This window comes from Variovorax sp. V93, from assembly GCF_041154485.1.
GTDB lineage: Bacteria > Pseudomonadota > Gammaproteobacteria > Burkholderiales > Burkholderiaceae_C > Variovorax > Variovorax beijingensis_A.
The window spans coordinates 5,182,122-5,207,472 of record NZ_AP028669.1 but is presented as its reverse complement, the minus strand read 5'-3'; the positions used below and the strand labels follow the sequence as shown (position 1 = coordinate 5,207,472).

The following is a 25,351-nucleotide window of genomic DNA, read 5'->3' as shown; positions in this document are numbered from 1 at the left end:
CGAATGACAACCCCCGCCGCTGCTGCCACTGCCGCCACCGCGCCCCACGAGGCGAACGCCCACGCGAACCAGTTCGCGCTTCTCGGGCAGCGGCGCTTCGCGCCCTTCTTCTGGACCCAGTTCGCGGGCGCGGCCAACGACAACCTCTTCAAGTTCGCCTTCACCGTCATGGTGACCTACCAGCTCCAGCTGAGCTGGATGCCGCCGGCCATGGCGGGCCTGGCCATCGGCGCGCTGTTCATCCTGCCGTTTTTGCTGTTCTCCGCCACGGCGGGGCAGCTCACCGACAAGTTCGACAAGACGAAGATGATCCGCTTCGTCAAGAACCTCGAGATCGCGATCATGCTGCTCGCGGCCTGGGGCTTCGTGCGCGCCGATGCGGTGGTGCTGCTGGGCTGCGTGTTCCTCATGGGCCTGCATTCCACGCTGTTCGGGCCGGTCAAGTTCGCCTACCTGCCGCAGGTGCTCGACGCGCGCGAGCTCACGGGCGGCAACGGCATGGTCGAGATGGGCACCTTCGTCGCCATCCTGCTCGGGCAGGTGGCGGGCGGGCTGCTGGTGGCGCTGCCGCAGGTCGGCCACACGACGGTGGCGGTGGCCTGCGTGCTGCTGGCACTGGTGGGGCGCGGCGTGGCCCAGGCCATTCCGCGGGCGCCGGCCACCGACCCGGGGCTGGTGATCAACTGGAACCCGTTCAGCGAGACCTGGCGCAACCTCAAGCTCGCGCACGGCAACATCGTGGTGTTCCGCTCGCTCCTGGGCATCTCGTGGATGTGGTTCTTCGGCGCGGTGTTCCTGAGCCAGTTCCCCAGCTTCGCGAAGGAAGTGCTGCACGGCGACGAGCAGGTGGCGTCTCTGCTGCTGGTGGTGTTCTCGGTGGGCATCGGCGTGGGCTCGCTGCTGTGCGAGACGCTGAGCCGCCGGCAGGTCGAGATCGGCCTGGTGCCGCTGGGCGCGATCGGCATGAGCGTGTTCGCCATCGACCTGTACTTTGCATCGCGCGCGCTGCCTCCGGTAGCGGTCATGGGGCTGGGCGCCTTCATGGGCCAGGCCGCGCACTGGCGCGTGATGGCCGACCTGGCGCTGTTGTCGCTCTTCGCGGGGTTGTACAGCGTGCCGATGTACGCGCTGATCCAGCTGCGCAGCCAGCCCACGCACCGCGCACGCATCATCGCGGCCAACAACATCCTCAATGCGCTGTTCATGATCGGCAGCTCGGTCATCGCGGGTGCGCTGCTCGGCGCCGGCTTCACCATCCCGCAGATCTTCCTGTTCACGGGCATTGCCAACGCCGTGGTGGCGTTCTACATCTTCATGCTGGTGCCGGAATACCTGCTGCGCTTCATCGCGTGGATGCTGTCGCACTTCGTCTACCGCTTCGAGATCAAGGGCGATGAGCACATTCCCACCGAAGGCGCCGCGGTGCTGGTGTGCAACCACGTGAGCTTCATCGACGCCATACTGCTGATGGCCGCGAGCCCGCGTCCGATCCGCTTCATCATGGACCACCGCATCTTCAAGGTGCCGGTGCTCGGCTGGCTGTTCAGGCTGGCCAAGGCGATTCCGATCGCGCCGCAAAAGGAAGACCCGGCGGCCTACGAAGCGGCGTTCGCGAAGGCGCTGGGCGTGCTGCGCGAGGGCGACCTGCTGGCCATCTTTCCCGAGGGCGCCATCACGCGGGACGGCCAGCTGCAGCCCTTCAAGGGCGGCGTGATGAAGATCATCGAAAGCGCGCGCGCCGAAGGCATCGAGCCGCCGGTGATCCCGATGGCGCTGACCAATCTCTGGGGCTCGTACTTCAGCCGCATCGAGCTGCGCGGCGGCCAGAACGTGGCCATGGCCAAGCCCTTCCGCCGCGGCTTCTTCAGCCGCGTGGGGCTCAACGTCGGCCATGCCGTGCCGCCGGCCGAGGTGCGGCCCGAGGCGCTGCAGCAGCGCGTGAGCGGATTGCTGCTGGCCGCGTAAGGCGCGGCCTCTCTTCCGGCGCACAAGGTGCCGAAAAGTATCTCTTCAAGATACCCGTAGCGGCTCAAACCGGAACTGGTCGAAGCATTCGAGTCCCGTGGCGCGGGAGCGGACCATCATTCGCTCACCTTCACTACGCCGCGAGGCACGCATGCAAACCTTCCCTTCCACCACCGTTTCGATCCAGCGCGACACGCGGGCCTGGCAGTTCCAGGTCTGGGCTTCCTTCGCGATCGCCGTGTTCCTGTGCGCCACCGGCCTGAGCTGGCTGCCGGGCGAGGCGCTGGACCGTGCGTTCATGGTGATGGGCTATGTGTTCTGCCTCAGCACCGCCTTCATGCTGGCCAAGTTCGTGCGCGACAGCCAGCAGGCGGGCGCCAGCGGCACGGCGGGCCGCGACGTGCCGATGTGGCGCCTGGTGGTCTGGGGCAGCTTCTTCACCGCGATGGGCCTGACCGGCTGGGGCCTGGTCCGCATGGAGATCAACGACGCCTACAAGGCCTTCCTGGGCGTGAGCTGGCTGTTCCTGATCAGCTCGGCCTTCACGCTGGCCAAGACCCTGCGCGACCGCCACGAGGCCGACCTGGCCGAAGCGCGGCTGCAAGGCCGCCGCGCCGCCCGCCAGGAAGCCGCTGCCTCGGCCGAATGAGCGCCGCTTTTTCTTCATCCATCCATCCACGAAAGACCGCCATGAAAAAATCCGTTGCTGCGCTTCTGATCGCCGCCTGCACCGCCTTCGCGGGCGCCACGCTGCCCCTTCATGCCCAGGCGCAGAGCGAGGCTTCGGCCGCACTCTCGCTGCTGCCGGTGGCCTCGGTCGTGGGTGCCGCTTCGGCAGTGGGTGCCTCCGCCACGGCCGTGGCCGCGCTGCCTGCCGCGCTCTCGGTGGGTGGCTCGATGCTCACGGTGGTGGCGGTCGAGGCCTCGGCCGACGGCACCGTCTACCTGCTGGAGCGCGCCTCGGACGGTGCGCGTGCCAGCGTCAAGGTGATGGGGCGCGCCGCCAATGCCGCATCGGCGGCGGTCGGCACGGGCGTGCTGGTCAGCGTGATCGGCACCGGCGTCGTGCTGTCGGCCGCGGGCGAGGTGCTGGCCTTCGTGCCCAATGCGATCGGCCGTGCGCTGCTGCACAACGAGAGGCTGTCGTGAAGCGCGCGGTCTTCCCTGCGCTCCTGCTTGTGCTCGCGGCGGCACTGCCGCTGCAGGCGCAGGCCGGCCGCTCCTGCGAGCAGGCCAGGCCGACCGCCGAGCTGATCGCCAAGGGCATGCAGCTGGCCGAGCGCACTTCGCAGCAGCTCGATGCGAGCGGCGCGCGCGTCGTGCTGCTGGCGCGCGCCGGGCAGGATCTGGGCAAGTACGGCCTGCGCTATTCGCACCTGGGCATCGCCTACAAGACCGACGAGGGTCCATGGCGCGTGGTGCACAAGCTCAACCAGTGCGGCAGCGCCGTGGCCGCGGTCTACCGCCAGGGGCTCGGCGAGTTCTTCCTCGACGACCTGTGGCGCTACGAGGCGGCCTGGGTCGTGCCCGCGCCCGCCATGCAGGTGCAGCTGCTGGCCGCGCTCCGCGAGCCGCCCGCGCGCATCGTGCGGCTGAACATTGCGCCCTACAGCATCGTGAGCTACGCCTGGGGACAGAAGTACCAGCAGTCGAACCAGTGGGCGGTCGAGACGCTGGCCGCGGCCATGGAGCCCGCCACCATCGCGAGCCGCGCGCAGGCGCAGGCGTGGCTGCAGTTCAAGGGCTACGAGCCGACCACGCTCAAGCTCGGCCCGCTCACGCGGCTGGGCGGCCGCGTGGGCTCGGCCAGCGTGGCTTTCGACGACCATCCGAACGAGAAGCGGTTCTCGGACCGCATCGAAACCGTGACGGTCGACTCGGTGTTCGCGTGGATGCCGCGCGCAGGGCTCGGCGCGGCGCCGGTGGCGTTCAAGCTGCAGTAAGAAATCTCTCTCTCACCGAAAGAATGAAATGAGCAAGTCATTGCGTCTGTCCGAAAAATGGTTTCGCCGCGGCCTCTGGCTCGTGGCGCTGGTGTTCGCGAGCTTCCTGATCGGGCTCGGCGGCGCCATCGTGGACGACCTGCCGCGGGTCGAGCGCACGCTCGAACTCGACGACTTCATCGACCGCCCCGCGGCCGAGCCGCTGCGCAGCACCATCAAGGCGTCGGAGGCCGCCGAGCTGCAGGCGACGCGGCAGCTGGAGCAGGTCCGCCTGCAGCAGAGCGCCGCACGGCAGGCCAGTGCCAACGCCCGCGAGACCTTCGGCAACTGGATCGCCACGCGGCGCGCCACCGCGCAGCCCGACCAGGACACGGAGCTGATCGCGCGTACCAAGGCGCTCGATGCCTTCAAGCAGAAGGAAGACGAGGCCCAGCGCCTGGTCAATGCGCAGCAGCAGATCGTGCTCGATGCGCGCCAGGCCGAGCAGCGCGCCCGCGAGGCGCTGTCGCTGCTGGAGCGCGATGCGCAAAAAAAGCTCGAAGCGGAGTACCGCCGCGTCGAGCTGCGCGTGTTCGCCTACCGCCTCGCGCTCACGCTGCCGCTGCTGGCCGTGGCCGGCTGGCTCTTTGCGAAGAAGCGCAAGAGCACCTACTGGCCCTTCGTCTGGGGCTTCATCTTCTTCGCGCTGTTCGCCTTTTTCGTCGAGCTGGTGCCCTACCTGCCGAGCTATGGCGGCTACGTGCGCTACGCGGTGGGCATTGTGGTCACGGTGCTCGTGGGGCGCTATGCGATCGTTGCGCTCAACGCCTACCTCGCGCGCCAGAAGCTCGCCGAGCAGCAGCCCGACCAGGTGCGGCGCGAGGAGCTCAGCTACGACGTTGCGCTCGCGCGGCTCGGCAAGGGCGTGTGCCCCGGCTGCGAACGCCCGGTGGACCTGAAGAACGGCGAGATCGACTTCTGCCCGCACTGCGGCATCGGCCTGTTCGACCATTGCGGCCAGTGCGAGACGCGCAAGAGCGCGTTCTCCAAGTTCTGCCATGCCTGCGGAACCTCAGCGGGCGCGCGGGCGCAGTCGCCGCACATACCTGTGACCGGCACTGCGCAATTGGTCACGCCGGGTGCCCCGGTTCTGCCGGCCACGTAGCGGAACCGCCGCATGGGCGTGCTACAACCCCGGGGCTGCGGCACGCAACGCCGTGCCGCGGGTTTTCCCATTCACATTGACGGAGCACACCCATGAGCATTTTCGGCAAGATTTTTTCCAAGATTTTTCCGTCGGCCAACGCCGCTGAAGTCGTCGCCGCACCGCCGGCGGCTGCACCGGGCGCGCCGGCCGCTGCCGCACCGCCGCCTGCGATCCCGCTGGGCGACGTGCCCGCCGTCCTGGACGCGATGCCTGGTGCCGCCGGCCTGAACTGGCGCACCTCGATCGTCGACCTGCTCAAGTTGCTGGGCCTGGACAGCAGCCTCGCCGCGCGCAAGGAACTGGCCAGCGAGATTCTTTACAGCGATGGCGAGCCGGGTTCGGCCGAATGGAACATCGGCCTGCACAAGCAGGTGATGAGCCGCATCGCCGCCAATGGCGGCACGCTGCCGGCCGAACTGCGCGACTAAGAAGATCGGTACCCGGTAATTTTCTTTTTTGGGGGCGAGCCTATTTCAGGTCCAGCCCGCGTCCACCACGTAGTCCTGCGCGGTGCACATGCGCGAATCGTCGGCGGCCAGGAACAGCGCCATCGCCGCGATGTCCTCGGCCATCACACGGCCCGGCAGGCACTGGGCCGCATCGATCTCCGCGCCCGACTCGGGCTTGACCCACAGCTTGATCTGCCGCTCGGTCATCACCCAGCCCGGCACGATCGAATTGACGCGGATGTTCTGCTTGCCCAGGTCGCGCGCCAGCGAGCGCGTTAGGCCGCGCGCGGCCGCCTTGCAGGCCTGGTAGACCGGATAGCCGCGGCCCTTGATCATCCAGCTGATCGAGCCGAAGTTGATGATCGAGCCGCCGCCCAGCGCGCGCATGTCGTCCGCCACCGCCTGCGCGGCAAAGAACTGGTGCTTGAAGTTGACGGCCACGAGGCGGTCGAAGTCTTCGCTGGTGACGTCGGCCATCTCGTGGCGCCGGTCGTTGGCCGCGTTGTTGAGCAGCACGCCGATCGGGCCGAATTGCGCGCGCACCGCGGCAATGGTGGCCGCGAGCGCCGCCGTGTCGGTCACGTCGCATGCGATGAACAGCGCGGGCGTCTCGCCCTGCAGCTGCGCCGCGAGCGCAGTGCCGGCGGCCGTGTCGAGATCGCAGAACCCGACCTTCGCGCCCTGCGCGTGGAAGGCCCGGACCAGCGCCTCTCCGATGCCGCTCGCACCGCCCGAGATGAACACGGTGCGGCCGGCCAGCGAGGGATAGCGGGCGGTGTAGGACGAAAGTGGTGATGCGTCGGTGGTCATGTGAATGCGGCAACAGCGATGGCTACGAGCGGCAAGCGTACCGGATGGGCGTGCCCCTGCATGGCGAGGGGCCGCCGGCCGGCGTATGGCTTCCGGCGAATGGCCGGCGCGGGCGTTGGTGGCTACGCTCCTTCTCCATGACGACGAACACGCTTCCCCGCCGCACCCTTCTTGGGCTCGCGCTTCTTCCCGCCGTGCTGGCGGTGCGCCCCGTGCGCGCCCAGGCGGCGGCGTCCATGCAGCTCTTCAAGCTGGTCTCGCCGCGCGACGAGGTGATCGTGGGCGCCGATGCGGCGCAGCTGGGGTCGGGCTCCAATCCTGCCGTGGAACGGCTGGCCGCTCAGCTCGCGGCCAAGGGCCAGCTCACGCTGTGGCAATACGCCTCGCACAAGGACGCGGGCGGCGCGCTGGTGCAGGCGCCCCTCAGGCAGATCGTGGTGTTCAGGAACGAACTGCTGCGCATCGAGCCCTACGCCACGCCGCTCGCGATCCAGCCGCCGAAGTAGCGCTGCGCGTCAGATGCCGCGTGCGCGCTCCGACTTGAAGCGCGCGCGGAATTCCGTGAACGTGCCCGCCTCGAGCGATTCGCGGATCTCGCGCATCAGGTTCAGGTAGTAGTGCAGGTTGTGGATGGTGGCGAGCATCGGCCCGAGCATCTCGGCGCAGCGGTCGAGGTGGTGCAGGTAGGCGCGGCTGAAGCCTTCGCGCCCGCCGTCGTTCCACGAGACGCCCGGGCTACCGGAGGGGCCTCGCGGTGCGCCCGCGCAGGCGTAGCAGGTGCAGCTCGGGTCGATCGGCTGCGGATCGTTCTTGTGGCGCGCATTGCGCATCTTCAGGTCGCCGAAGCGCGTGAACAGCGTGCCGTTGCGCGCGTTGCGCGTGGGCATCACGCAGTCGAACATGTCGACGCCGTCGGCCACGCCCTGCACCAGGTCTTCGGGCGTGCCCACGCCCATCAGGTAGCGCGGCTTGTTCGCGGGCAGCCGGTGCGGCGTGTGGCCCATGATGTGCAGCATCTCCTCCTTGGGCTCGCCCACGCTCACGCCGCCGATGGCGTAGCCCGGAAAGTCCATGTCGACCAGCGCCGCGAGCGATTCCTCGCGCAGGTTCTCGAACATGCCGCCCTGCACGATGCCGAACAGCGCGTTGGGGTTCTGAAGCCGCGCGAACTCGTGCTGGCAGCGTTTGGCCCAGCGCAGGCTCAGCTCCATCGAGATGCGCGCCTCGGCCTCGGTCGTGATGTGGCCCTGGGTGTCGTAGGGCGTGCACTCGTCGAACTGCATCACGATGTCGCTGTTGAGGATGGTCTGGATCTGCATCGAGACCTCGGGCGTGAGGAACAGCTTGTCGCCATTGACGGGCGAGGCGAACTTCACGCCTTCCTCGCTGATCTTGCGCATCGCGCCCAGCGACCAGACCTGGAAGCCGCCCGAGTCGGTGAGGATCGGCTTGTTCCATTTCTCGAACTGGTGCAGCCCGCCGAAGCTGGCCATCACGTCGAGGCCGGGGCGCATCCAGAGGTGGAAGGTGTTGCCCAGGATGATCTGCGCGCCCATCTCATCGAGGCTGCGCGGCATCACGCCCTTGACGGTGCCGTAGGTGCCCACGGGCATGAAGATCGGTGTCTGCACCACGCCATGGTTGAGCGTGAGCGTGCCGCGGCGCGCGTGGCTCGCGGGATCGGTCTTGAGAAGTTCGAACTTCAGGCGCGGCAGGGACGTGGTGTCGGTCATTTCTGGGGGGCGGCGCCGGTGTCCGGCAGCAGCATCAGGATGGTACGGTTGAAGTCTTCGACGGCGAGCAGGCGGCCCTGCCGGTCGACGGTGATGCCGGTGGGGCGGCCCATCGGGCGCACGCCGGCCTTGGGGCTCCAGCCGGCGAGCCATTCGATCGGCTTGCCCGACGGCAGGCCGCGCGCATCGAGCTTGTAGCCCACCACGCGGTGGCCGGGCGGCTGGTGGCCGCGCCAGGCGACCAGCAGCTGCCCCGCGAAGCGGCTGTCCGCGGGCCCGGTGATCATCTGCAGCGGCGCGGCGTGCGCGGGCCAGAGCATCAGCGGTGCCTCGGTGGCCTTGCAGTCGTGCCGGTTCTCGTAGCCGCGCGCGGGTTGCCGGTTGCCTACGCAATAGGGCCAGCCGTAGTCGCGCCCGGCCTGCAGCCGGTTCAGCTCCTCGGGCGGCTGGCCGACGTCTTCATAGTCGATGGAATTCTCGCCCTGCAGCACGGTGCCCTTGGCGGGGCCGTCCGGCAGCACGGTCAGGGCGACCGAGTTGCGCAGGCCGGTGGCAAAGGGCTTGAAGCTCTGCAGCTTGTGGTCCGGCCCGGCGAGCACGGCCTCGTACACGGCGGCGCGCGGCTTCGGTCCGGCCAGGTCGGGGCAGGGCAGCGGGTATTGCTTCGACGACGCATCGCGGCAGGCATCGGAGTCGGAGCCGACGTTGACGTAGAGCCGCCCGCCCGGTCCGAAGGCCAGTTCCTTGAGCGGATGCGTGCCGTCGCCCGGCAGGCCGTCGATCACCGTCTCGCGCTGCAGAGTGCCGCCGGGCAGAGGGATCGGCGTGCGCCAGATCGTGCCCGACTCGCCGACGTAGATCTTGCCGTCGGGCCCGGCCACGAGGCCCAGCGGCCGGTCGAGCTGCTCGGCCAGCACGCTGAAGCGCGCGCGCCGTGGCGCGGCGCCTTCGGTGGGCAGCACCATCTCGAGCAGGCGGCCGCGGCGCGGCTCCCACGATCCCATGTCGACGACCCAGTAGCGCCCCGGCGCCACCTCGAGGATGCGCCGGGGCGCACGCAGGCCCTGGGCCTCGTCGGCCAGCAGCGCGACGCAGGTGCCTGCGGGGCTGCCGATGTCGAGCCGCGTATAGCCGCCGCACAGCCCCTGCGGCGTGTAGCCGCGTGCATGGCCGGCCACGGGCAGCAGCAGCGTGCATCCGAAGGCGAGCGCGGCCAGCGAGGCGCGGATGGCGTGGTTGGTTTTCATGTGGGAGCGCGCGCCAGCAGCATGGCGTCGCCGTAGCTGAAGAAACGGTAGTGCTGCGCGATGGCGTGGGCATAGAGCGCCATCACGTGTTCATAGCCCGCAAAGGCCGAGACCAGCATCATCAGCGTGCTCTTCGGCAAATGGAAGTTGGTGACCAGCAGGTCGACGTGCTCGAACACGAAGCCCGGCGTGATGAAGATGCGCGTGTCGCCCGCGGCCTCGCCGCTCCTGGCCCACGATTCGAGCGTGCGCACGGTGGTGGTGCCGACCGCGACCACGCGGCCGCCGCGCGCCTTGCAGTCGGCGATGGCGCGCTGCGTGGCCTCGGGCACTTCGTAGCGCTCGGCATGCATCGTGTGCTCTGAAATGTTCTCGGTCTTCACGGGCTGGAAGGTGCCCGCACCCACGTGCAGCGTGACGTTGGCGCGCTGCACGCCGCGGGCTTCGAGCTCGGCCAGCAGCGCCTCGTCGAAATGCAGCGCAGCGGTCGGTGCAGCCACCGCGCCGGGCACGCGCGCGAACACGGTCTGGTAGCGGCTTTCGTCGTCGGCCGAATCGGTGTGCGTGATGTAGGGCGGCAGCGGCACATGGCCGCAGCGGGCCATCAGCGCGTAGGGGTCTTCGCCGGCGTCGCTCTCGAAGCCGAAGCGGAACAGCGCGCCCTGCTCGTCGGGCCAGCGGCCCAGCAGCGTCGCGCGAAAGCCGCCCACCATCTGCAGTGTGGTGCCCACCGGCGGCTTCTTGCTCACTTTCATGTGCGCCACGACCTCGTGGCCCTGCAGCACGCGCTCCACCAGCAACTCGAGCTTGCCGCCGGTCGGCTTCTCGCCGAACAGGCGTGCCTTGACCACGCGCGTGTCGTTGAAGACCAGCAGATCGCCCGCGCGCAGCAGCGAGGGCAGGTCCTTGAAGATGCGGTCGGCGGGCGCGTCGCCCGTGCCGTCGAGGAGGCGGGAGGACGTGCGTTCGGGAGCCGGGTGTTGGGCCACCAGCTCGGGCGGCAGGTCGAAATCGAAATCGGAAAGCGTGAAGGCGCGCATGGTGCTTGAGGGCCGGACGGGCCCGTGCCAAGGAGGCATGGAAGATGAGGAGGACGTGGCCGGAGCCGGGCAGAATTGTCCCATGCCCGCTTCCGCGAAGTCCGTGCCGCCCGAAAAGACCACAAGCCCGCCCGCCGCCGCCCCGGCCGCGCCCGGCGCCGGGCTGAGCGCCGTGCAGCGCGCGCTGCGCAAGCTCGGCCTGGTGCGCGACATCGACTTCGCGCTCTACCTGCCGATGCGCTACGAGGACGAGACCCGCATCGTGCGGCTGGCCGACACGCGCGACGGCGACATGGCACAGGTCGAGGGCGTGGTGACCGAATGCGAAGTGGTGTTCCGCCCGCGCCGGCAGCTGATCGCCACCATCGACGACGGCAGCGACACCTGCCAGCTGCGCTTCTTCAACTTCTATCCCTCGCAGCAGAAGCAGCTGGCCATTGGCGCGCGCGTGCGCGTGCGGGGCGAGATGCGCGGCGGCTTCGTCGGGCGGCAAATGATGCATCCGACCGTCAAGGCGGCCGGCACGGCGCTGCCGCAGGCACTGACGCCGGTCTATTCGACCATTGCCGGACTGCCCCAGCCGGTGCTGCGGCGCGAGGTGCGCTCGGGCCTGGCGCGCGCGGTGCTCGACGAGACGATTCCCGTGCAGATCGGATGGCGCGGCGCCTGGGACCTGCGCAGTTCGCTGACCTTCCTGCACTACCCGACGCCCGACGTGGCGATGGCCACGCTCGAAGACCACAGCCACCCGGCATGGCAGCGCATCAAGGCGGAAGAGCTGCTGGCGCAGCAGCTCTCGCAATTGCAGGCGCGGCTGGAGCGCGCGGCGCAGCGTGCGCCGATGCTGCCTTCCTCGGCCGAGCCGCAGGCGAGCTCGCTGCATGCGCAGCTGCTCGCGGTGCTGCCCTTCGGCCTGACCGGCGCGCAGCAGCGCGTGGGCGAGGAAATCACCCGCGATCTGCGCCGCGAGATCCCGATGCACCGCCTGCTGCAGGGCGACGTGGGCTCGGGCAAGACCGTGGTGGCGGCGCTCGCGGCGGCGCGCTGCATCGATGCGGGCTTTCAGTGCGCGCTGATGGCGCCGACCGAAATCCTCGCGGCGCAGCACTTCGGCAAGCTGGTCGGCTGGCTCGATCCGCTCTTGGCCGAACGCGGCCTGCGCGTGGCCTGGCTCACCGGCAGCCAGAAGAAGAGGGAGCGCGACGCGATGTCGGCCGCGGTCGAGAGCGGCGAGGCGGCGCTGGTCATCGGCACCCATGCCGTCATTTCGGAGAAAGTGCGTTTCAAGAACCTCGCATTGGCGATCATCGACGAGCAGCACCGCTTCGGCGTGGCGCAGCGCCTGGCGTTGCGCGGCAAGGCGGTGGGCCACCTCGAACCGCACCTGCTGATGATGAGCGCCACGCCGATCCCGCGCACGCTGGCGATGAGCTACTACGCCGACCTGGACGTTTCCACGCTCGACGAGTTGCCGCCGGGCCGCACGCCCATCGTCACCAAGCTGGTGGCCGACCACCGCCGCGACGAGGTGATCGACCGCATCCAGGCGCAGATCGCCCAGGGCCGGCAGGTCTACTGGGTCTGCCCGCTGATCGAGGAAAGCGAGGCCGTCGACCTGCGCAACGCCACCGAGACGCGCGACGAGCTGGCCGATGCGCTCGGCACGGCCGTCAACGTCGGGCTGCTGCATTCGCGCATGCCCACGGCCGAGAAGCAGGCGGTGATGGCCGCTTTCACTGCCAACGAGATCCAGGTGCTGGTGAGCACCACGGTGATCGAAGTGGGCGTGGACGTGCCGAATGCCTCGCTGATGGTGATCGAGCATGCCGAGCGCTTCGGGCTCTCGCAGCTGCACCAGCTGCGCGGCCGCGTGGGGCGCGGCGCCGCGGCCTCGGCCTGCGTGCTGCTCTACGCGCCGGGCGACAGCGGCCGCGTCGGCGAAGCGGCCCGCGCCCGGCTCAAGGCCATGGCCGAAACCAGCGACGGCTTCGAGATCGCGCGGCGCGACCTCGAGATCCGCGGCCCGGGCGAATTCCTGGGCGCGCGGCAGTCGGGCGCGCCGCTGCTGCGTTTTGCCGACCTTGCCACCGACACGATGCTGCTCGACTGGGCGCGCGAACTCGCGCCACTGATGCTCGACAAGCACCACGACCTGGCCCAGCGCCACATCGACCGCTGGCTCGGCACCAAGGCCGAGTACCTGAAGGCGTAGGCCGCGTCAGGCGGCAGTCCTGCGCGTGAACGCGAGGATCGAGCGCCGCGATCCGGTCCAGGGAAACTCGCCGAAATGAGCGCCCTCAAGCCTTGGGGCGGGGCTTGAGAAAGGCCGCAAGGGCCTTCTGGTCCTCGGCAAGCTGGATGCGCATGAGCTGCAGCATGCGCAGCGCAAGCCCCGACAGCGGCTGGCCCGGTGGCAGCACGAGCAGCCCGGCGAAAGAGACATCGAGCGACAGCGGGCGGATGACCAATCCGCGCCGCGCGTACTCCAGTGCCGTGACCGGATTGACGACGCCGATGCCCATTCCGCTCAGCGCCATTTCGCAGACGCTCGCCGCATACGGCGTTTCGACCAGCACGCTCAGGGCGACGTTGCGCTCCGCCAGCGCGCGCTCGAGGCGCCTTCGCGAAGCGTCCTCGGGGTTGAGCGCAAGAAACGGCTCTTCCGCAATCTGCTGCGGCTGAATGGTCCTGGCATTGACCAGGCGGTGCTTCGGATGCATGACCACCACGCCCGGAAAGCGCGCGAATTCGGAGTGCTCCAGGCCGGTGGTCGGCATTTCGTCGGCCATCAGCCCGAAGTCGACCTGGCGCCCCAGCACGGCCTCGTGCACCTCCCGCGAACTGAGCACCTGCAGCGAAATCTGTGGCCGGGCCTCGGCGTCCAGACGCTCGGTGACCAGGCGCGACAGCACCCGCGGCACGAAGGTCAGGCCGAAGGCGGGATAGACCGCCATGCGCAGCGTGTTGACGCCGAAGCGCTTCAGGCTGCGCATGCGGTGCTCGATGCTGCTGAGGCCCACGAAAACCCGCTCCACCTCGACCAGCAGCGCCTGCGCTTCGGGTGTTGGATGCAGGCGGCCCCGCAGCCGGCGGAAAAGCGCGAAGCCGGCCGCGTCTTCGAGCCGTTTCAGCGACTGGCTGATGGCGGGTTGTGTGACCCCCAGCAGCGCGGCGGCCTTGCTGGCGGACCCCACCGACATCACCGAACGGAACACCTCGATCTCGCGCAGCAACATATAACAATCACTTATGGAGAAAAAACTTTGAGCGCGATTCAGATTATCTATGCGGTCCTAGAGTTGCGGCTTCAGCCACCCACCTGGAGAAGCGACGTGAAACTTCGAACCGTCATTGCAGTGACCGCACTGGCTTTGGCTGCGCCCTCGTGGGCACATGACCTTTCGGCCGACATCGCCAAGTTCAACGCCGTTGCGGCGACGAAGAAGCTCGACAGCGAAGCGGCCCTGGCCGCGAAGCTCGCATTCGAACGCGCGCAAGCCGAGATGGAGCAATCCGACGTGAGGATGGTGCTGCGCATCCGCTCGATGACCAATGCCGGCCTGCGGGCGCTGGGCGAGCAGCCGGCCTTGCTCACCAGCGAGTACAAGCGCCTCGAAGCGGCGCTGGCCAATCCGAAGACCAACGATCCGGCCAAGGTCGCGGCGGCGCGGGAGACCTTTGCGCGGCTGTCGGCGGACATGAAGGTCTACACCGACCTGGAGAACATGGCCGTCGACCAGATGAAGCAAGCCTTGCGGCTCATTGAAACCGCGCCGGCGCAGTGAGCTGCAGCCAAGGCACCGACCCCTCTTTCCCATGTTGAATTCCCAGACCCCTGCTCTCGACGCTTCAGCTGCGGGCGCCTTCGCCAGCCTGGCACCGCCGGTATGGCGGGCCTCCACGGTCGTCTTCGATTCGCTCGACGATTTCGTGCACCGGCGCAACCGCCTGCCGGACGGCTTCAGCTACGGAACCACCGGCACGCCCACGCAGCGCGCGCTGGAACTCCGCATTGCCGAACTGGACGGCGCCGCGCACTGCGTTGTCTTCCCTTCGGGCCAGGCGGCCATTTGCAGCGTGCTGCTCGCATTGCTCAAGAAGGGCGACCACCTTCTGATGACCGACGCCGCATACGGTCTCGCCAAATCCTTCGCGGTCGAACGGCTGCAGGCTCTCGGCGTCGAGGTCGAGTTCTACCCGCCGCGCATCGGCTCGGACATCGAGCGGCTCATCCGCCCCAACACGCGGCTGATCTGGCTGGAGTCGCCGGGCACCGTGACGATGGAGGTGGAGGACATACCGGCGATCACCGCCGTGGCCCGCGCCCGCGGCGTGCTGACGGCCATCGACAACACCTGGGCCAGCCCGCTGGGCTTTGCCGCCCTGGCGCATGGCGTGGACCTGTGCGTCCATGCCTGCACCAAGTACATGGGCGGCCATTCGGACGTGCTGATGGGCAGCATCGCGATCCAGGACGAGAACCTGTACCGGTCCTTGCGCGGCCTTCAATCGCAGATGGGGCTGGCGGTGAGCCCGGAGGATTGCTTTCTCGTCGCCCGCGGCCTGGACACGATGCAGGTGCGCATGGAGCGCCAGGCCGGCAGCGCGCAACTGATTGCCGGGCGGCTTGCCGAGCACCCGCTGGTGCGCCGGATGCTCTTTCCCGCGTTGCCCGGAACACCGGACCATGCCCTGTGGGCGCGCGACTTCAAGCAGGCGGGCTGCGTGATGTCGCTGCAGCTCGTGGACGCTCCCTACGACGCCTACCGCGCGATGTTCCGTGAGCTCAGGCATTTTTCCATCGGCGCGAGCTGGGGCGGCGTGCGCAGCATCGCGGCCTTCTATCCCGCGCAAGAGCTGGCCGGGCGCAAATTTTGCGACGTGCACGGCCCGGTCATCCGCCTGTCCATCGGCCTTCAGGACCCGCGGGCGCTGCTCGACGAGCTGCTGGGCGCGCTGAACGCCTTCCAGAAGAGTTCCACCCTTTGATCCAAGACCACCGGAGCCCACGATGATCCTCAAGCCCCTGATTCGCTCCTGTCTCGCCTCTGCCGCACTGGCGCTGTGCGCCGCTGCGGCCGCGCAGCCGCTGGACGGCACGCTCAAGAAGATCAAGGACACCGGCTCCATCACGCTGGCAACCCGCGGCGCGTCCATTCCCTTCAACTACCTGGACGACAACAACAAGCAGGCGGGCTTTGCCTGGGAGATCTCGCAGCGCGTGGTCGAGCAGGTGAAGAAGGACCAGAAGCTCGCCAAGCTGGAGGTCAAGACGCTGGAGGTGACGCCGCAGACGCGCATTCCGCTGGTGGCCAACCAGACGGTCGACCTGGAGTGCAGCTCCACCACGAACAACGCCGAGCGGCAGAACCAGGTGTCGTTCTCCACCACCTTCTTCGTGGTCGGGGCACGGCTGCTCGTGCGCAAGAACTCGGGCATCAAGCACTGGTCCGATCTGGTCGGCAAGAACGTCGTCGTGAGCGCGGGCACCACGGCCGAGCGCATGCTGCGGCAGCTCAACGAGAAGAACAAGTGGGGCATCAACATCATCCTGGCCAAGGACATCAACGAGAATTTCCTGACCGTTGAAACAGGCCGGGCCGTCGCGGCCACGCAGGACGACATCATTCTGTTCAGCAACATCGCGCGCGCCCGGAATCCGGCCGACTGGGAAGTGGTTGGCGTGCCCCAGCAGAAGGAGGCCTACGGCTGCATGCTGCGCAAGGGCGATGCTGCCTTCAAGAAGCTCGTCGACGGCGTGATCACCGGGATGATGCGATCGGGCGAGTTTGCCTCGCTGTACGAGAAGTATTTTCTCAAGCCGATTGCCGTGAAGGGCAACATCACGGTCAACTTCCCGATGTCGCCCGACATGCAGGAACTCCTGCGCCATCCGAACGACCAGCCGCTGTGAGCGGCAGCGCCCACTCCCGCACGACCGCTTGAAAGCGCCCGCCACTCCGATCGCCCCGCACAATGCACTACACCTGGGATTGGTTGATCTTTTTCAAGCCTTCAGTCACGGGCGAGGGCCTGTACGGCCTGATGCTTCTGCGCGGGTTGTGGTGGACGGTGCTCCTGTCGCTGCTGGCCTGGACGCTGGCGCTGGGCCTCGGCCTGGTGGCCGGCGTCGCAAGGACGCTGCCGAACCGTCCCGCGCGCTACCTGTCCACGGTGTACATCCACTGCTTTCGGAACACGCCGCTGCTGGTCCAGCTGTTTCTCTGGTACTTCGTGGTGCCCGAATTGTTGCCTGTCGATTGGGGCAACGCACTGAAGCAGATGAACCCGACGACGAACCAGTTTCTCACCGTGCTGGTGGGACTCACGCTGTACACGGCCGCGAAGGCGGCCGAACAGGTGCGGGCGGGCATCGAGTCGGTGCCGCGCAGCCAGAAGCAGGCGGCCATGGCGCTCGGCCTGGGGACCGCGGCGGCCTATCGGTACGTGATCCTGCCGCAGGCCCTGCGCATCGTCATTCCGCCGCTGACTTCGGACTTCCTGAACGTGTTCAAGAACTCGGCGGTGGCGCTCACCATCGGGCTCATGGAACTGACGGGGCAGACCCGCCAGCTCAGTGAATTCAGTGCGCATCCGTTCGAGGCCTTCATTGCCGCGACCTTCGTCTACATGGCGATCACCTACGGCGTGATCGTGCTGATGCGCCACATCGAGCGGCGCGCGCGCGTGCCGGGCCTGCTGGGGGCCGCCTGATGGGATACGACTTCGACTGGGTCTCCCTGCAGCGCGCCTGGCCCTACTTGGCGCAGGGCCTGCAGATGACGGCCTTCCTCGTGGTGGCGGCCATGGCGGCGGGCGTCGGGGTGGGCACCTTGCTGGCGATCACGCGGATCTTTGCGCCGCGTCCCGTTGCGGCCCTCGTGGCCGGCTACGTGAACCTGTTCCGTTCGATTCCGCTGATCCTCACGATTCTCTGGATCTACTTCCTGATGCCCGTGGTGCTGCGGGCCGCCACCGGGGACCCGAACCTGTCGGTCGGCCCCATCTATGCGGCGCTCGTGGCCTTCGTGCTCGCGGAGTCGGCTTACTACTGCGAGATCATCCGCGCCGGCATCGGCAGTGTCCGCGCGGGACAGATGCAGGCGGCGCAATCGCTTGGCATGACGCCGGGGCAGGCCTTGCGGCACGTGATCCTGCCGCAGGCGTTCCGCAACATGACGCCGTCTCTGATCAACCAGACCATTGCCCTGCTCAAGGACACCTCGCTGGTCTACGTGATCAGCCTGAACGACTTTCTCGGAGCGGCAAGCAAGGTAGGCCAGCGCGATGGGCGCGTGGTGGAGGTCTACCTCCTGGTCGCCGCCGTCTACCTGGTGCTGTGCACGGCAGGGGCGTGGTCGGTCACCTGGCTGCAGCGGCGCAGGGCCGCATCGGCAGCCTGAATGAATGAACCGGCGAACGCACGAAAACCATGACCGGCGTCGCCCGTGCGCCATTTCCACGCCAACCACGCAGGAACTCCCATGACATCCATCAGGACATTGATGCTCGCCAGCACCTTGGCGTTCTCGAACCCCGGCTTCGCACATGGCGACGAGGATCACGGCGCGCCGAGCGGGCCGGTTCGCAAGGAACAGAAAGATTGGGGCATTGCGGGCGATGCGGGCAGCGCAACCCGGAAGCTCGAGTTCAGGATGGCCGACAACATGCGCTTCGCCCCCGACCGCATCCAGGTGAAGCAGGGCGAGACGGTGAGGCTTTCGATCCGGAACGACGGGCAGGTCATGCACGAGTTCGTGCTCGGCACGAAGAAGGAACTCGACGAGCACGCGGCGCTGATGATGAAGTTCCCTGGCATGGAGCATTCCGAGCCCTACATGGCGCACGTCCCGCCCGGCAAGACCGGGGAAATCGTCTGGACCTTCAACCGGGCCGGGGACTTCGATTTCGCCTGCCTCATCGCGGGCCACTACCAGGCCGGCATGGCGGGCAAGGTCAAGGTCGTCACCGCTTCGGGGTCCTGACGTCCCGCCCTGCTGGCAGCTAAGCCCCAGACAATGTCCGGTCACGGACGCTTGCGCATAATTGACGCAAGCTATGACTCTCACCGAACTCAAATACATCGTCGCAGTAGCCCGCGAACGGCACTTCGGCAAGGCGGCCGAGGCCTGCTACGTCTCCCAACCCACTCTCTCGGTGGCCATCAAGAAGCTCGAGGACGAACTCGAGGTCAAGCTCTTCGAGCGCAGCGCGGGCGAAGTCACCGTCACGCCGCTCGGCGAGCAGATCGTTCAGCAGGCGCAGAGCGTGCTCGACCAGGCCGCCAGCATCAAGGAAATCGCCAAGCGCGGAAAAGACCCGCTGGCCGGCCCGCTGAACCTCGGCGTGATCTACACCATCGGCCCGTACCTGCTGCCCGACCTGGTGCGCCAGGTGATTGCGCGCACGCCGCAGATGCCGCTGGTGCTGCAGGAGAACTTCACCGCCAAGCTGCTCGAGATGCTGCGTGCCGGCGAGATCGACTGCGCGATCATGGCCGAGCCCTTCCCCGACACCGGCCTGGCCATGGCGCCGCTCTACGACGAGCCCTTCATGGCCGCGCTGCCCACGAAGCACAAGCTGGCCGACCGCGAATCGGTCACTTCGGAAGAGCTGCAGAGCGAAACCATGCTGCTGCTGGGCACCGGCCATTGCTTTCGCGACCACGTGCTCGAGGTCTGTCCCGAATTCGCGCGCTTCTCGAGCAATGCCGAGGGCATCCGCAAGAGCTTCGAGGGCTCGTCGCTCGAGACCATCAAGCACATGGTGGCCTCGGGCATGGGCGTGACGCTGGTGCCGCGCCTGTCGGTGCCGGCCGAAGCGCTCAAGCCCAAGGTCAAAGGGCGCAAGGAGCCCGAGCAGATGGTGCGCTACCTGCCGGTGCGCGACGCGCACGACCGCGATCCGCCGACGCGGCGCGTGGTGCTGGCCTGGCGCCGCACCTTCACCCGCTACGAGGCGATCGCGGCCTTGCGCAACGCGATCTATGCGTGCGAACTGCCGGGTGTCAAACGGCTGTCGTAGAAATACGCGAACTTGGCCTACGCGGCAGCCGTTCGAATTCATTCATCACCGGGATAGAGTGGCGCTGTTGCGAAGCCGCGGGTCGGCTTTCAGAATAACGGTGTGTTCAGCAAAACCTGAAGAAAGAGTTTCCAGCCATGGCCAAAGCATCGAAGAAAGCATCGTCGTCCGGCAAGGTGCCCAAGAAGGGCGGCACCGTGGTGGCGCAGGAATCCGGCAGCCGCAATGCGCCCCTCATCAACATCGGCATCGAGCGCCAGGACCGCGCCGCCATTGCCGAGGGCCTGAGCCGCGTGCTGGCCGACACCTACACGCTCTACCTCACGACCCACAACTTCCACTGGAACGTGACGGGGCCGCACTTCAACTCGCTGCATGCGATGTTCATGGGCCAGTACACCGAACTCTGGGGCGCCACCGACGTGCTCGCGGAACGCATCCGCGCGCTGGGCCACTATGCGCCGGGCTCCTATGCCGAGTTCAGCAAGATCGCCACCGTGCCCGACGTGCCCCAGACCCCGCCCAAGGCGATGGAAATGGTGCGCATCCTGGTCAAGGGCCACGAAACCGTGTCGCGCATCGCGCGCGAATTCATCCCCGTGGCCGAGGAAGCCGGCGACGACCCGACGGCCGACATGCTGACTGCGCGCTGCACCGTGCACGACCAGACGGCCTGGATGCTGCGCTCGCTGCTCGAGGACTGATCGCCCGGGCCCGGGAACCCAGGAGCGGCACAATGGCCGCTCTTTTTTTGCCTGCCGCATGCTCGCCCGCCGTTTTGCGCTCTATCTCGACCTGATCCGCTGGAACCGTCCCGCCGGCTGGCTGCTGCTGCTGTGGCCCACGCTGGGCGCGCTCTGGTTTGCGGCCGAAGGCTGGCCGGGCTGGCAGCTGCTGGCCGTCTTCGTGCTGGGCACCATCCTGATGCGCAGCGCGGGCTGCTGCGTCAACGACGTGGCCGACCGCGACTTCGACCGCCATGTGAAGCGGACCGCCCAGCGGCCGGTGACCAGCGGCGCGGTGTCGGTCAGGGAGGCGCTCGTGCTGGGCGCCGTGCTGGCGCTCTTGGCCTTCGGGCTGGTGCTCACGACCAACCGGCTCACCATCCTGTGGTCGTTCGCGGCGCTGGCCATCACGCTGGCCTATCCCTTCGCCAAGCGCTTCGTGTCGGTTCCGCAGGCGGTGCTCGGCGTTGCCTTCAGCTTCGGCATCCCGATGGCTTTTGCGGCGGTGCAAGCCGCCGTGCCGGTGTTCGCTGCCTGGCTGCTGGCCGGCAACCTGTTCTGGGTGCTGGCCTACGACACCGAGTACGCAATGGTCGACCGCGACGACGACCTGAAGATCGGCATGAAGACCTCGGCCATCACCTTCGGCCGCTTCGACGTGGCGGCGGTGATGCTGAGCTACGCGATCTTCCTGGCGGTCTGGACCTGGGCCGGTGCGAGCCGCTCGCTGGGTGCCCCGTTCTTCGCGGGGATCGCCGTGGCTGCGGGACAGGCCGCCTGGCACTGGCGGCTGATCCGCGAGCGCACGCGCGACGGCTGCTTCAAGGCCTTCCGGCTGAACCACTGGCTCGGCTTCACAGTGTTTGCCGGCATCGCGGCCGGCTACGCCATTCGCTAGACAGACAGGACGCACATGCTCGATCGCCTGACACAGAAGATCGGCCAGGAAGGCCTGTCCGGATGGCACCTCATCACCCAGGAGATGGTCGACCGCTACGCGGCGCTGTCGGGCGACGGCGAGGGCGAATGGATCCACCTCGATCCGGAGCGGGCCGCACGCGAGGCGGACTACGGCGGAACGATCGTGCCGGGCTTCTTCCAGGTGTCGCACCTGATAAAGCTGACCGGCGAGGCCATGCGGACGCTGCTGCCCTTCGATGCGAATCACGCGTTGAACTACGGATTCGACCGCTTGCGCTTCGTCAGGCCGATGCCGGTCGGCGCGCGCTTCCGGGCGCGTGTGCGCGTTCTCGAGGTCGCGTCCAAGCCCGGCGGCAGCTTCCTGCTCAAGGAGGCGGTGCTGCTCGAGCTCGAGGACGGCACCGTCACGCTGGCGGCCGAGTGGCTGGTCTTCCTCGGGCCGCGCGCGTTGCCGGCCTGACGCGCTTCAGGCGCGGCCGAATTCCTCGCCCAGCTCGGCGGCGCGTTTCTGCGCCGCGCGGATGGCGGCCTTGAACTTCGCCTTGACGTCGGCACCCTCGAGCGAGGTGATCGCCGCATGGGTGGTGCCACCCTTGGAGGTCACGCGTTCGCGCAGCACCGAGGGCGGCTCGGTGGCGCTGTGCGCGAGCGCCGAGGCGCCGGTGAAGGTGCCGATGGCCAGCCGCTGGGCCTGCTCGAGCGGCAGGCCCATCTCGACGCCAGCTTCGGTCATGGCCTCGATGAAATAGAACACGTAGGCCGGGCCGGAGCCGGACATGGCTGTCACCGCATCGAGCGCGGCTTCGTCGTCGACCCAGAGCAGCTCGCCGGTCGGTGCCAGCAGCTGTCCGACCAGCGCGCGGTCGGCGGCATCCACCGCCGCCCGGGCAAAGAGGCCGGTCATGCCCTGGCCCACCAGCGCCGGCGTGTTGGGCATGGCGCGCACCACGCGCTCGCTGCCGAGCCAGCGCGCAATGCTGCCCGACGGAATGCCGGCCGCCACGCTCAGGTGCAGTGCGTTTTCTGCGAACGCGCGCACTGGTTGGGCGGCTTGTGCGAAAGTCTGCGGCTTGACCGCCCACACAACCACCGAGCAGCGCGAAAGGGCATCGCCGGCCTCGGCGTGGGCGGCAATGCCGAAGGCTTGCGCAAGCTTGGTGCGCGCCTCCTCGAAGGGCTCGACCACCTCGAAGGTGCCGGCGGGCGTGCCCTGCTTGATGAGGCCGCCGATGATGGCGCTGGCCATGTTGCCGCCGCCGACGAAGGCGATCGGAGGCAGCGGCGGCGGTGCGGTGCGGGGCAGGAAGGTGACGGCGATGGTCATGGTCGGTCGGTGTATTCGAATGCCGCGAACTGGGTTGTCTGCAGCGGGTTGAAATTGTCGTCGCTCACCACCACCAGCGTGCGCTTGCCGTCCGGCAGTGGCGGTCCCCAGCACATGCCCTCGGTGTTGTCGAGGCGCGAAAGGCCGAGCGTGGCGAAGTCGGCGACCAGGTCCTTGGCGGCCGCGCGTTGGTTGCCCGGGGCGAGCGTGTCCACGTCCAGCACGTCGGAGGCGTCGCGGGTGTCGATCTCGTAGAGGCGCAGCGAGTTGCCGGCGCCGGTGGCATAGGCGCGCTCCAGCACCAGCATGCGGTCGGCATCGAGCATCAGGATCTCGCTGATGCCGTTGTCGGCATGGCTGCCGGGAACGAGCGGCCGCAGCGGGATCGCATCGGGAACATAGGCAATCTGGCGCGTGGCCCGGCCGGTCTCCAGCTCGATCCGGGTCAGCCGGCAGGGGCCGCCCGCCGCGCGCGTGGTGGGCACCGGGCCGTCCTGGATCAGCGCGTTCTCCATCGCGAGCCAGGCGTGCCGGCCGTCGGGTGTCAGCGCCAGGCCCTCGAAGCCCAGGTTGTCGCGCGGGCCGCGGCGCTGCGCCGGATCGGGGTTGAACATGGCCGGCAGCGCGAACTCGCGCAGCAGGCGGCCATCGCGCGCCGACTCGTACAGGGCCGGGCCGAACCCCCGCCCGACATCGCCTTCGCTCGTCCAGAGCAGGGTGCCGGCGCCGGGCCGCAGGCGCAACGCTTCGGGGTCCGGCACCGGGGTGCCGGGCTCGGCGCGGCGCCGCGCGGGCCAGGGGCCGCCGCCCGGGCGTTGCAGCTGCACGACACTCCGAGGTTCGGGCGGCTGGACCCACGGAGGCGCCCACTGCACCATATAGAAGCGCGCGGGATTCAGGTCTGACCGATCATCGCTGAGCAGCAGGTACTCACTCCTTTCGGCGTCGTAATCGATGCCCGAGAGGCCGCCGGCGGTCGTGCCCTGTATATTCAGCCGGTGCGGCCAGTGCGCCTCGGCCAGGCGGCGCAGCCGCTGCGGCCCCGCCGGCGGAAGGGCCGGACTGCGGCAGCCGCCCAATCCCAGCCCTGCGAGCCCCGCCGCCATGGCGCCCGCGCCCGCCAGCAGCCGGCGGCGCATGGGCGATGTGGGGCCTGGATCGAAGGTGCGCACACCGCCAAGTCTAGTTCCAGTCCATTTCGATCTCAGAAGGCAGTTGACATGCCTTGGCCTGCGTGCAACAATCGCAGGCTTCGCTTCAAAAAAGGCGAAGCTTTCAGCCCAAAGCGGAAGTGCCTCGAGTGGTTCGAGGTGCGGACGACGGGCCCAAGACTGACCGCAGCGTTTCCCTCCCGGAGGCGCATCGGTACAAGTTGGGAACTACTAGCAATGATCCAAACTGAATCCCGGCTCGAAGTGGCCGACAACACAGGCGCGAAGTCCGTCCTGTGTATCAAGGTGCTCGGTGGCTCCAAGCGGCGTTATGCCAGCGTGGGCGACGTCATCAAGGTGAGCATCAAGGAAGCCGCTCCGCGTGGTCGCGTCAAAAAGGGCGAGATCTACAGCGCAGTGGTGGTCCGCACCGCCAAGGGCATCCGTCGCGCCGACGGTTCGCTCGTCAAATTCGATGGCAACGCAGCCGTGTTGCTCAACGCCAAGCTGGAGCCGATCGGCACCCGCATCTTCGGACCGGTGACGCGCGAGCTGCGCACCGAAAAGTTCATGAAGATCGTGTCGCTGGCCCCTGAAGTTCTCTAAGGACAACAACGCCATGAACAAGATTCGCAAAGGCGACCAGGTCATCGTGTTGGCCGGGCGCGACAAAGGCAAGCGCGGCACCGTCTCGCTGCGCAAGGATGATTCGCACCTCGTCGTCGAGGGCGTGAACATCGTCAAGAAGCACGCCAAGCCGAACCCTCTCAAGGGTACGACCGGCGGCATCGTCGAGAAGACCATGCCCATCCACCAATCCAACGTGGCGATCTTCAATGCCGCGACCGGCAAGGCCGATCGCGTGGGCATCAAGATCACCCAGGGTGCTGACGGCAAGCGCGTGGCTGTTCGCGTCTTCAAGTCCAGCGGCGACGAAATCAAGTTCGCCTAAGAGGTACTCACATGGCACGTCTCCAACAACACTATCGCGAAAAGATCGCGAAAGACCTGACGGAAAAGTTCGGCTACAAGTCGCCGATGCAGGTCCCCCGCCTCACCAAGATCACGCTAAACATGGGCGTGGGTGAAGCTGTCGCCGACAAGAAGGTCCTCGACAACGCAGTTGCCGACCTGACCAAGATCGCCGGCCAGAAGCCCGTGGTCACCAAGTCGAAGAAGGCCATCGCCGGTTTCAAGATCCGCGAAAACCAGCCGATCGGCTGCATGGTCACGCTGCGTGGCGTGCAGATGTATGAGTTCCTGGACCGTTTCGTGACCATCGCGCTGCCGCGTGTTCGCGACTTCCGCGGCATTTCCGGCCGTGCGTTCGACGGCCGTGGCAACTACAACATCGGCGTCAAGGAACAGATCATTTTCCCCGAGATCGAATACGACAAGGTCGATGCCCTGCGCGGTCTCAACATCAGCATCACGACGACGGCCAAGACCGACGAAGAAGCCAAGGCGCTTCTCGCTGGTTTCCGTTTCCCGTTCAAGAACTGAGGCGCACCGTGGCTAAACAATCCCTGATCCAACGCGAACTCAAGCGCGACAAGCTGGTCGCCAAGTACGCTGCGAAGCACGCGGAACTGAAGGCAATTTCCAACGACCTGAAGAAGAGCGACGAAGAGCGCGCTGCCGCCCGCCTGGGCCTGCAGAAGCTGCCGCGCAACGCGAACCCCACGCGCCAGCGCAACCGTTGCGAAATCACCGGTCGCCCCCGCGGCACCTTCCGTCAATTCGGTCTGGCCCGCGCCAAGATCCGCGAACTGGCCTTCAATGGCGACATCCCCGGTGTCACCAAGGCCAGCTGGTAAGCCAGGCAGGAGCAAA

At 67.7% G+C, this 25,351-nt stretch carries 29 protein-coding genes; 22 read left to right on the top strand and 7 right to left on the bottom strand.

From position 1 onward, the window contains the following. The first annotated feature begins 3 nt into the window (after positions 1 to 3). From ACAM54_RS24770 to ACAM54_RS24745, 6 genes are all read left to right on the top strand, one after another. Entirely contained in the window at positions 4 to 1,965 is a 1,962-nt protein-coding gene (locus ACAM54_RS24770; RefSeq protein ID WP_209500155.1) for an MFS transporter, read from the top strand. A gap of 151 nt (positions 1,966 to 2,116) precedes the next feature. Beyond that, a complete protein-coding gene (locus ACAM54_RS24765) occupies positions 2,117 to 2,614 on the top strand; it encodes a YiaA/YiaB family inner membrane protein (protein WP_145739289.1) in 498 nt (165 codons plus the stop codon). 41 nt (positions 2,615 to 2,655) lie between these two features. Next, complete coding sequence (locus ACAM54_RS24760; protein ID WP_369649240.1) at positions 2,656 to 3,114, top strand: hypothetical protein; 459 nt, start codon at positions 2,656 to 2,658, stop codon at positions 3,112 to 3,114. Next, positions 3,111 to 3,908 carry a DUF2145 domain-containing protein gene (locus ACAM54_RS24755; protein WP_369649239.1) on the top strand — a complete coding sequence of 266 codons (798 nt, stop codon included), beginning with the start codon at positions 3,111 to 3,113 and terminating at the stop codon, positions 3,906 to 3,908. Before ACAM54_RS24760 ends, ACAM54_RS24755 begins: the two co-directional genes overlap by 4 nt. 28 nt (positions 3,909 to 3,936) lie before the next feature. Continuing rightward, positions 3,937 to 5,052, top strand: a complete 1,116-nt coding sequence (locus ACAM54_RS24750) for a serine endopeptidase (RefSeq protein WP_369649238.1) — start codon at positions 3,937 to 3,939, stop codon at positions 5,050 to 5,052. 92 nt (positions 5,053 to 5,144) lie between these two features. Further along, positions 5,145 to 5,522, top strand: a complete 378-nt coding sequence (locus ACAM54_RS24745; protein ID WP_009124759.1) for a DUF3597 domain-containing protein — start codon at positions 5,145 to 5,147, stop codon at positions 5,520 to 5,522. 45 nt (positions 5,523 to 5,567) lie between these two features. Here the strand turns inward: ACAM54_RS24745 and ACAM54_RS24740 are convergent, their stop codons facing one another. Then, entirely contained in the window at positions 5,568 to 6,353 is a 786-nt protein-coding gene (locus ACAM54_RS24740) for an SDR family NAD(P)-dependent oxidoreductase (RefSeq protein WP_192325408.1), read from the bottom strand. A 137-nt stretch (positions 6,354 to 6,490) separates the two neighbouring features. On the opposite strand from ACAM54_RS24740, the gene ACAM54_RS24735 reads away from it, so the two are divergent. Continuing rightward, positions 6,491 to 6,859 (top strand): hypothetical protein, encoded by a 369-nt coding sequence (locus tag ACAM54_RS24735; protein ID WP_225613070.1) that lies wholly within the window; start codon positions 6,491 to 6,493, stop codon positions 6,857 to 6,859. Positions 6,860 to 6,868: 9 nt separating this feature from the next. On the opposite strand, the gene tgt is transcribed toward ACAM54_RS24735, so the two are convergent. Genes tgt through queA form a run of 3 tightly spaced genes read right to left on the bottom strand, consistent with a single transcriptional unit; the run spans position 6,869 to position 10,373 of the window. Further along, on the bottom strand, positions 6,869 to 8,086 hold the full coding sequence (gene tgt, locus ACAM54_RS24730; RefSeq protein WP_369649237.1) for a tRNA guanosine(34) transglycosylase Tgt: 1,218 nt from the start codon (positions 8,084 to 8,086) through the stop codon (positions 6,869 to 6,871). Next, a complete protein-coding gene (locus ACAM54_RS24725; protein WP_192325410.1) occupies positions 8,083 to 9,333 on the bottom strand; it encodes a sorbosone dehydrogenase family protein in 1,251 nt (416 codons plus the stop codon). Before ACAM54_RS24725 ends, tgt begins: the two co-directional genes overlap by 4 nt. Beyond that, entirely contained in the window at positions 9,330 to 10,373 is a 1,044-nt protein-coding gene (gene queA, locus ACAM54_RS24720) for a tRNA preQ1(34) S-adenosylmethionine ribosyltransferase-isomerase QueA (protein WP_209535583.1), read from the bottom strand. The genes ACAM54_RS24725 and queA overlap by 4 nt, the downstream gene beginning before the upstream one ends. Positions 10,374 to 10,455: 82 nt before the next feature. On the opposite strand from queA, the gene recG reads away from it, so the two are divergent. Next, positions 10,456 to 12,585, top strand: a complete 2,130-nt coding sequence (recG, locus tag ACAM54_RS24715) for an ATP-dependent DNA helicase RecG (RefSeq protein ID WP_369649236.1) — start codon at positions 10,456 to 10,458, stop codon at positions 12,583 to 12,585. Between the two features lie 85 nt (positions 12,586 to 12,670). Here the strand turns inward: recG and ACAM54_RS24710 are convergent, their stop codons facing one another. After that, positions 12,671 to 13,609, bottom strand: coding sequence for a LysR substrate-binding domain-containing protein (locus ACAM54_RS24710; protein WP_369649235.1), 939 nt, complete (start codon positions 13,607 to 13,609; stop codon positions 12,671 to 12,673). A gap of 96 nt (positions 13,610 to 13,705) precedes the next feature. Between ACAM54_RS24710 and ACAM54_RS24705 the strand changes: the two genes are divergently transcribed. The 10 genes from ACAM54_RS24705 to ACAM54_RS24660 all read left to right on the top strand — a co-directional run bounded on the left by ACAM54_RS24705 (position 13,706) and on the right by ACAM54_RS24660 (position 21,503). Beyond that, the gene (locus ACAM54_RS24705; RefSeq protein WP_145739312.1) at positions 13,706 to 14,158 is read left to right on the top strand and encodes a hypothetical protein; all 453 of its coding nucleotides are present in this window, start codon (positions 13,706 to 13,708) and stop codon (positions 14,156 to 14,158) included. A 31-nt stretch (positions 14,159 to 14,189) separates the two neighbouring features. Further along, positions 14,190 to 15,362, top strand: a complete 1,173-nt coding sequence (locus ACAM54_RS24700) for a PLP-dependent aspartate aminotransferase family protein (protein ID WP_369649234.1) — start codon at positions 14,190 to 14,192, stop codon at positions 15,360 to 15,362. A 22-nt stretch (positions 15,363 to 15,384) separates the two neighbouring features. Continuing rightward, positions 15,385 to 16,287 carry a transporter substrate-binding domain-containing protein gene (locus tag ACAM54_RS24695; protein ID WP_369649233.1) on the top strand — a complete coding sequence of 301 codons (903 nt, stop codon included), beginning with the start codon at positions 15,385 to 15,387 and terminating at the stop codon, positions 16,285 to 16,287. Positions 16,288 to 16,349: 62 nt separating this feature from the next. Next, complete coding sequence (locus ACAM54_RS24690; RefSeq protein WP_145739318.1) at positions 16,350 to 17,087, top strand: amino acid ABC transporter permease; 738 nt, start codon at positions 16,350 to 16,352, stop codon at positions 17,085 to 17,087. After that, entirely contained in the window at positions 17,087 to 17,776 is a 690-nt protein-coding gene (locus ACAM54_RS24685; RefSeq protein ID WP_209500135.1) for an amino acid ABC transporter permease, read from the top strand. The genes ACAM54_RS24690 and ACAM54_RS24685 overlap by 1 nt, the downstream gene beginning before the upstream one ends. A gap of 81 nt (positions 17,777 to 17,857) precedes the next feature. After that, the gene (locus ACAM54_RS24680) at positions 17,858 to 18,358 is read left to right on the top strand and encodes a plastocyanin/azurin family copper-binding protein (protein ID WP_369649232.1); all 501 of its coding nucleotides are present in this window, start codon (positions 17,858 to 17,860) and stop codon (positions 18,356 to 18,358) included. Between the two features lie 73 nt (positions 18,359 to 18,431). Further along, entirely contained in the window at positions 18,432 to 19,397 is a 966-nt protein-coding gene (locus ACAM54_RS24675; RefSeq protein WP_369649231.1) for a LysR substrate-binding domain-containing protein, read from the top strand. A 137-nt stretch (positions 19,398 to 19,534) separates the two neighbouring features. Further along, positions 19,535 to 20,101, top strand: coding sequence for a Dps family protein (locus tag ACAM54_RS24670; RefSeq protein WP_145739326.1), 567 nt, complete (start codon positions 19,535 to 19,537; stop codon positions 20,099 to 20,101). A gap of 58 nt (positions 20,102 to 20,159) precedes the next feature. After that, positions 20,160 to 21,020: a 4-hydroxybenzoate octaprenyltransferase gene (gene ubiA / locus ACAM54_RS24665; protein WP_369649230.1), complete on the top strand. Its 861-nt coding sequence runs from the start codon at positions 20,160 to 20,162 to the stop codon at positions 21,018 to 21,020. A 15-nt stretch (positions 21,021 to 21,035) separates the two neighbouring features. Next, on the top strand, positions 21,036 to 21,503 hold the full coding sequence (locus tag ACAM54_RS24660; protein ID WP_209535578.1) for a MaoC/PaaZ C-terminal domain-containing protein: 468 nt from the start codon (positions 21,036 to 21,038) through the stop codon (positions 21,501 to 21,503). Between the two features lie 6 nt (positions 21,504 to 21,509). Here ACAM54_RS24660 and proC read toward each other — a convergent pair whose 3' ends face one another. Together proC and ACAM54_RS24650 are read right to left on the bottom strand one after the other, a co-directional pair. Continuing rightward, positions 21,510 to 22,367 carry a pyrroline-5-carboxylate reductase gene (proC, locus tag ACAM54_RS24655; protein WP_209535575.1) on the bottom strand — a complete coding sequence of 286 codons (858 nt, stop codon included), beginning with the start codon at positions 22,365 to 22,367 and terminating at the stop codon, positions 21,510 to 21,512. Further along, entirely contained in the window at positions 22,364 to 23,506 is a 1,143-nt protein-coding gene (locus ACAM54_RS24650; RefSeq protein ID WP_369649229.1) for an esterase-like activity of phytase family protein, read from the bottom strand. The genes proC and ACAM54_RS24650 overlap by 4 nt, the downstream gene beginning before the upstream one ends. A gap of 249 nt (positions 23,507 to 23,755) precedes the next feature. Here ACAM54_RS24650 and rplN point away from each other — a divergent pair, with 249 nt between their 5' ends. Genes rplN through rpsN form a run of 4 tightly spaced genes read left to right on the top strand, consistent with a single transcriptional unit; the run spans position 23,756 to position 25,335 of the window. Beyond that, complete coding sequence (gene rplN, locus ACAM54_RS24645) at positions 23,756 to 24,124, top strand: 50S ribosomal protein L14 (protein ID WP_009124801.1); 369 nt, start codon at positions 23,756 to 23,758, stop codon at positions 24,122 to 24,124. Between the two features lie 13 nt (positions 24,125 to 24,137). Then, complete coding sequence (gene rplX, locus ACAM54_RS24640; protein WP_015867799.1) at positions 24,138 to 24,470, top strand: 50S ribosomal protein L24; 333 nt, start codon at positions 24,138 to 24,140, stop codon at positions 24,468 to 24,470. Positions 24,471 to 24,481: 11 nt separating this feature from the next. Further along, the gene (gene rplE / locus ACAM54_RS24635; RefSeq protein ID WP_013544114.1) at positions 24,482 to 25,021 is read left to right on the top strand and encodes a 50S ribosomal protein L5; all 540 of its coding nucleotides are present in this window, start codon (positions 24,482 to 24,484) and stop codon (positions 25,019 to 25,021) included. An 8-nt stretch (positions 25,022 to 25,029) separates the two neighbouring features. Further along, positions 25,030 to 25,335, top strand: a complete 306-nt coding sequence (gene rpsN / locus ACAM54_RS24630; RefSeq protein ID WP_015867798.1) for a 30S ribosomal protein S14 — start codon at positions 25,030 to 25,032, stop codon at positions 25,333 to 25,335. The last annotated feature ends 16 nt before the right edge of the window (positions 25,336 to 25,351 follow it).

Excerpts from the sequence above, each read along its gene's own strand:
- ACAM54_RS24770 (WP_209500155.1), top strand. The coding sequence starts at position 4 with ATGACAACCCCCGCCGCTGCTGCCACTGCCGCCACCGCGCCCCACGAG.
- ACAM54_RS24765 (WP_145739289.1), top strand. The coding sequence starts at position 2,117 with ATGCAAACCTTCCCTTCCACCACCGTTTCGATCCAGCGCGACACGCGG.
- ACAM54_RS24760 (WP_369649240.1), top strand. The coding sequence starts at position 2,656 with ATGAAAAAATCCGTTGCTGCGCTTCTGATCGCCGCCTGCACCGCCTTC.
- ACAM54_RS24750 (WP_369649238.1), top strand. The coding sequence starts at position 3,937 with ATGAGCAAGTCATTGCGTCTGTCCGAAAAATGGTTTCGCCGCGGCCTC.
- ACAM54_RS24745 (WP_009124759.1), top strand. The coding sequence starts at position 5,145 with ATGAGCATTTTCGGCAAGATTTTTTCCAAGATTTTTCCGTCGGCCAAC.
- ACAM54_RS24740 (WP_192325408.1), bottom strand. The coding sequence starts at position 6,353 with ATGACCACCGACGCATCACCACTTTCGTCCTACACCGCCCGCTATCCC.
- ACAM54_RS24735 (WP_225613070.1), top strand. The coding sequence starts at position 6,491 with ATGACGACGAACACGCTTCCCCGCCGCACCCTTCTTGGGCTCGCGCTT.
- tgt (WP_369649237.1), bottom strand. The coding sequence starts at position 8,086 with ATGACCGACACCACGTCCCTGCCGCGCCTGAAGTTCGAACTTCTCAAG.
- ACAM54_RS24725 (WP_192325410.1), bottom strand. The coding sequence starts at position 9,333 with ATGAAAACCAACCACGCCATCCGCGCCTCGCTGGCCGCGCTCGCCTTC.
- queA (WP_209535583.1), bottom strand. The coding sequence starts at position 10,373 with ATGCGCGCCTTCACGCTTTCCGATTTCGATTTCGACCTGCCGCCCGAG.
- recG (WP_369649236.1), top strand. The coding sequence starts at position 10,456 with ATGCCCGCTTCCGCGAAGTCCGTGCCGCCCGAAAAGACCACAAGCCCG.
- ACAM54_RS24710 (WP_369649235.1), bottom strand. The coding sequence starts at position 13,609 with ATGTTGCTGCGCGAGATCGAGGTGTTCCGTTCGGTGATGTCGGTGGGG.
- ACAM54_RS24700 (WP_369649234.1), top strand. The coding sequence starts at position 14,190 with ATGTTGAATTCCCAGACCCCTGCTCTCGACGCTTCAGCTGCGGGCGCC.
- ACAM54_RS24695 (WP_369649233.1), top strand. The coding sequence starts at position 15,385 with ATGATCCTCAAGCCCCTGATTCGCTCCTGTCTCGCCTCTGCCGCACTG.
- ACAM54_RS24690 (WP_145739318.1), top strand. The coding sequence starts at position 16,350 with ATGCACTACACCTGGGATTGGTTGATCTTTTTCAAGCCTTCAGTCACG.
- ACAM54_RS24685 (WP_209500135.1), top strand. The coding sequence starts at position 17,087 with ATGGGATACGACTTCGACTGGGTCTCCCTGCAGCGCGCCTGGCCCTAC.
- ACAM54_RS24680 (WP_369649232.1), top strand. The coding sequence starts at position 17,858 with ATGACATCCATCAGGACATTGATGCTCGCCAGCACCTTGGCGTTCTCG.
- ACAM54_RS24675 (WP_369649231.1), top strand. The coding sequence starts at position 18,432 with ATGACTCTCACCGAACTCAAATACATCGTCGCAGTAGCCCGCGAACGG.
- ACAM54_RS24670 (WP_145739326.1), top strand. The coding sequence starts at position 19,535 with ATGGCCAAAGCATCGAAGAAAGCATCGTCGTCCGGCAAGGTGCCCAAG.
- ubiA (WP_369649230.1), top strand. The coding sequence starts at position 20,160 with ATGCTCGCCCGCCGTTTTGCGCTCTATCTCGACCTGATCCGCTGGAAC.
- ACAM54_RS24660 (WP_209535578.1), top strand. The coding sequence starts at position 21,036 with ATGCTCGATCGCCTGACACAGAAGATCGGCCAGGAAGGCCTGTCCGGA.
- proC (WP_209535575.1), bottom strand. The coding sequence starts at position 22,367 with ATGACCATCGCCGTCACCTTCCTGCCCCGCACCGCACCGCCGCCGCTG.
- ACAM54_RS24650 (WP_369649229.1), bottom strand. The coding sequence starts at position 23,506 with ATGCGCCGCCGGCTGCTGGCGGGCGCGGGCGCCATGGCGGCGGGGCTC.
- rplN (WP_009124801.1), top strand. The coding sequence starts at position 23,756 with ATGATCCAAACTGAATCCCGGCTCGAAGTGGCCGACAACACAGGCGCG.
- rplX (WP_015867799.1), top strand. The coding sequence starts at position 24,138 with ATGAACAAGATTCGCAAAGGCGACCAGGTCATCGTGTTGGCCGGGCGC.
- rplE (WP_013544114.1), top strand. The coding sequence starts at position 24,482 with ATGGCACGTCTCCAACAACACTATCGCGAAAAGATCGCGAAAGACCTG.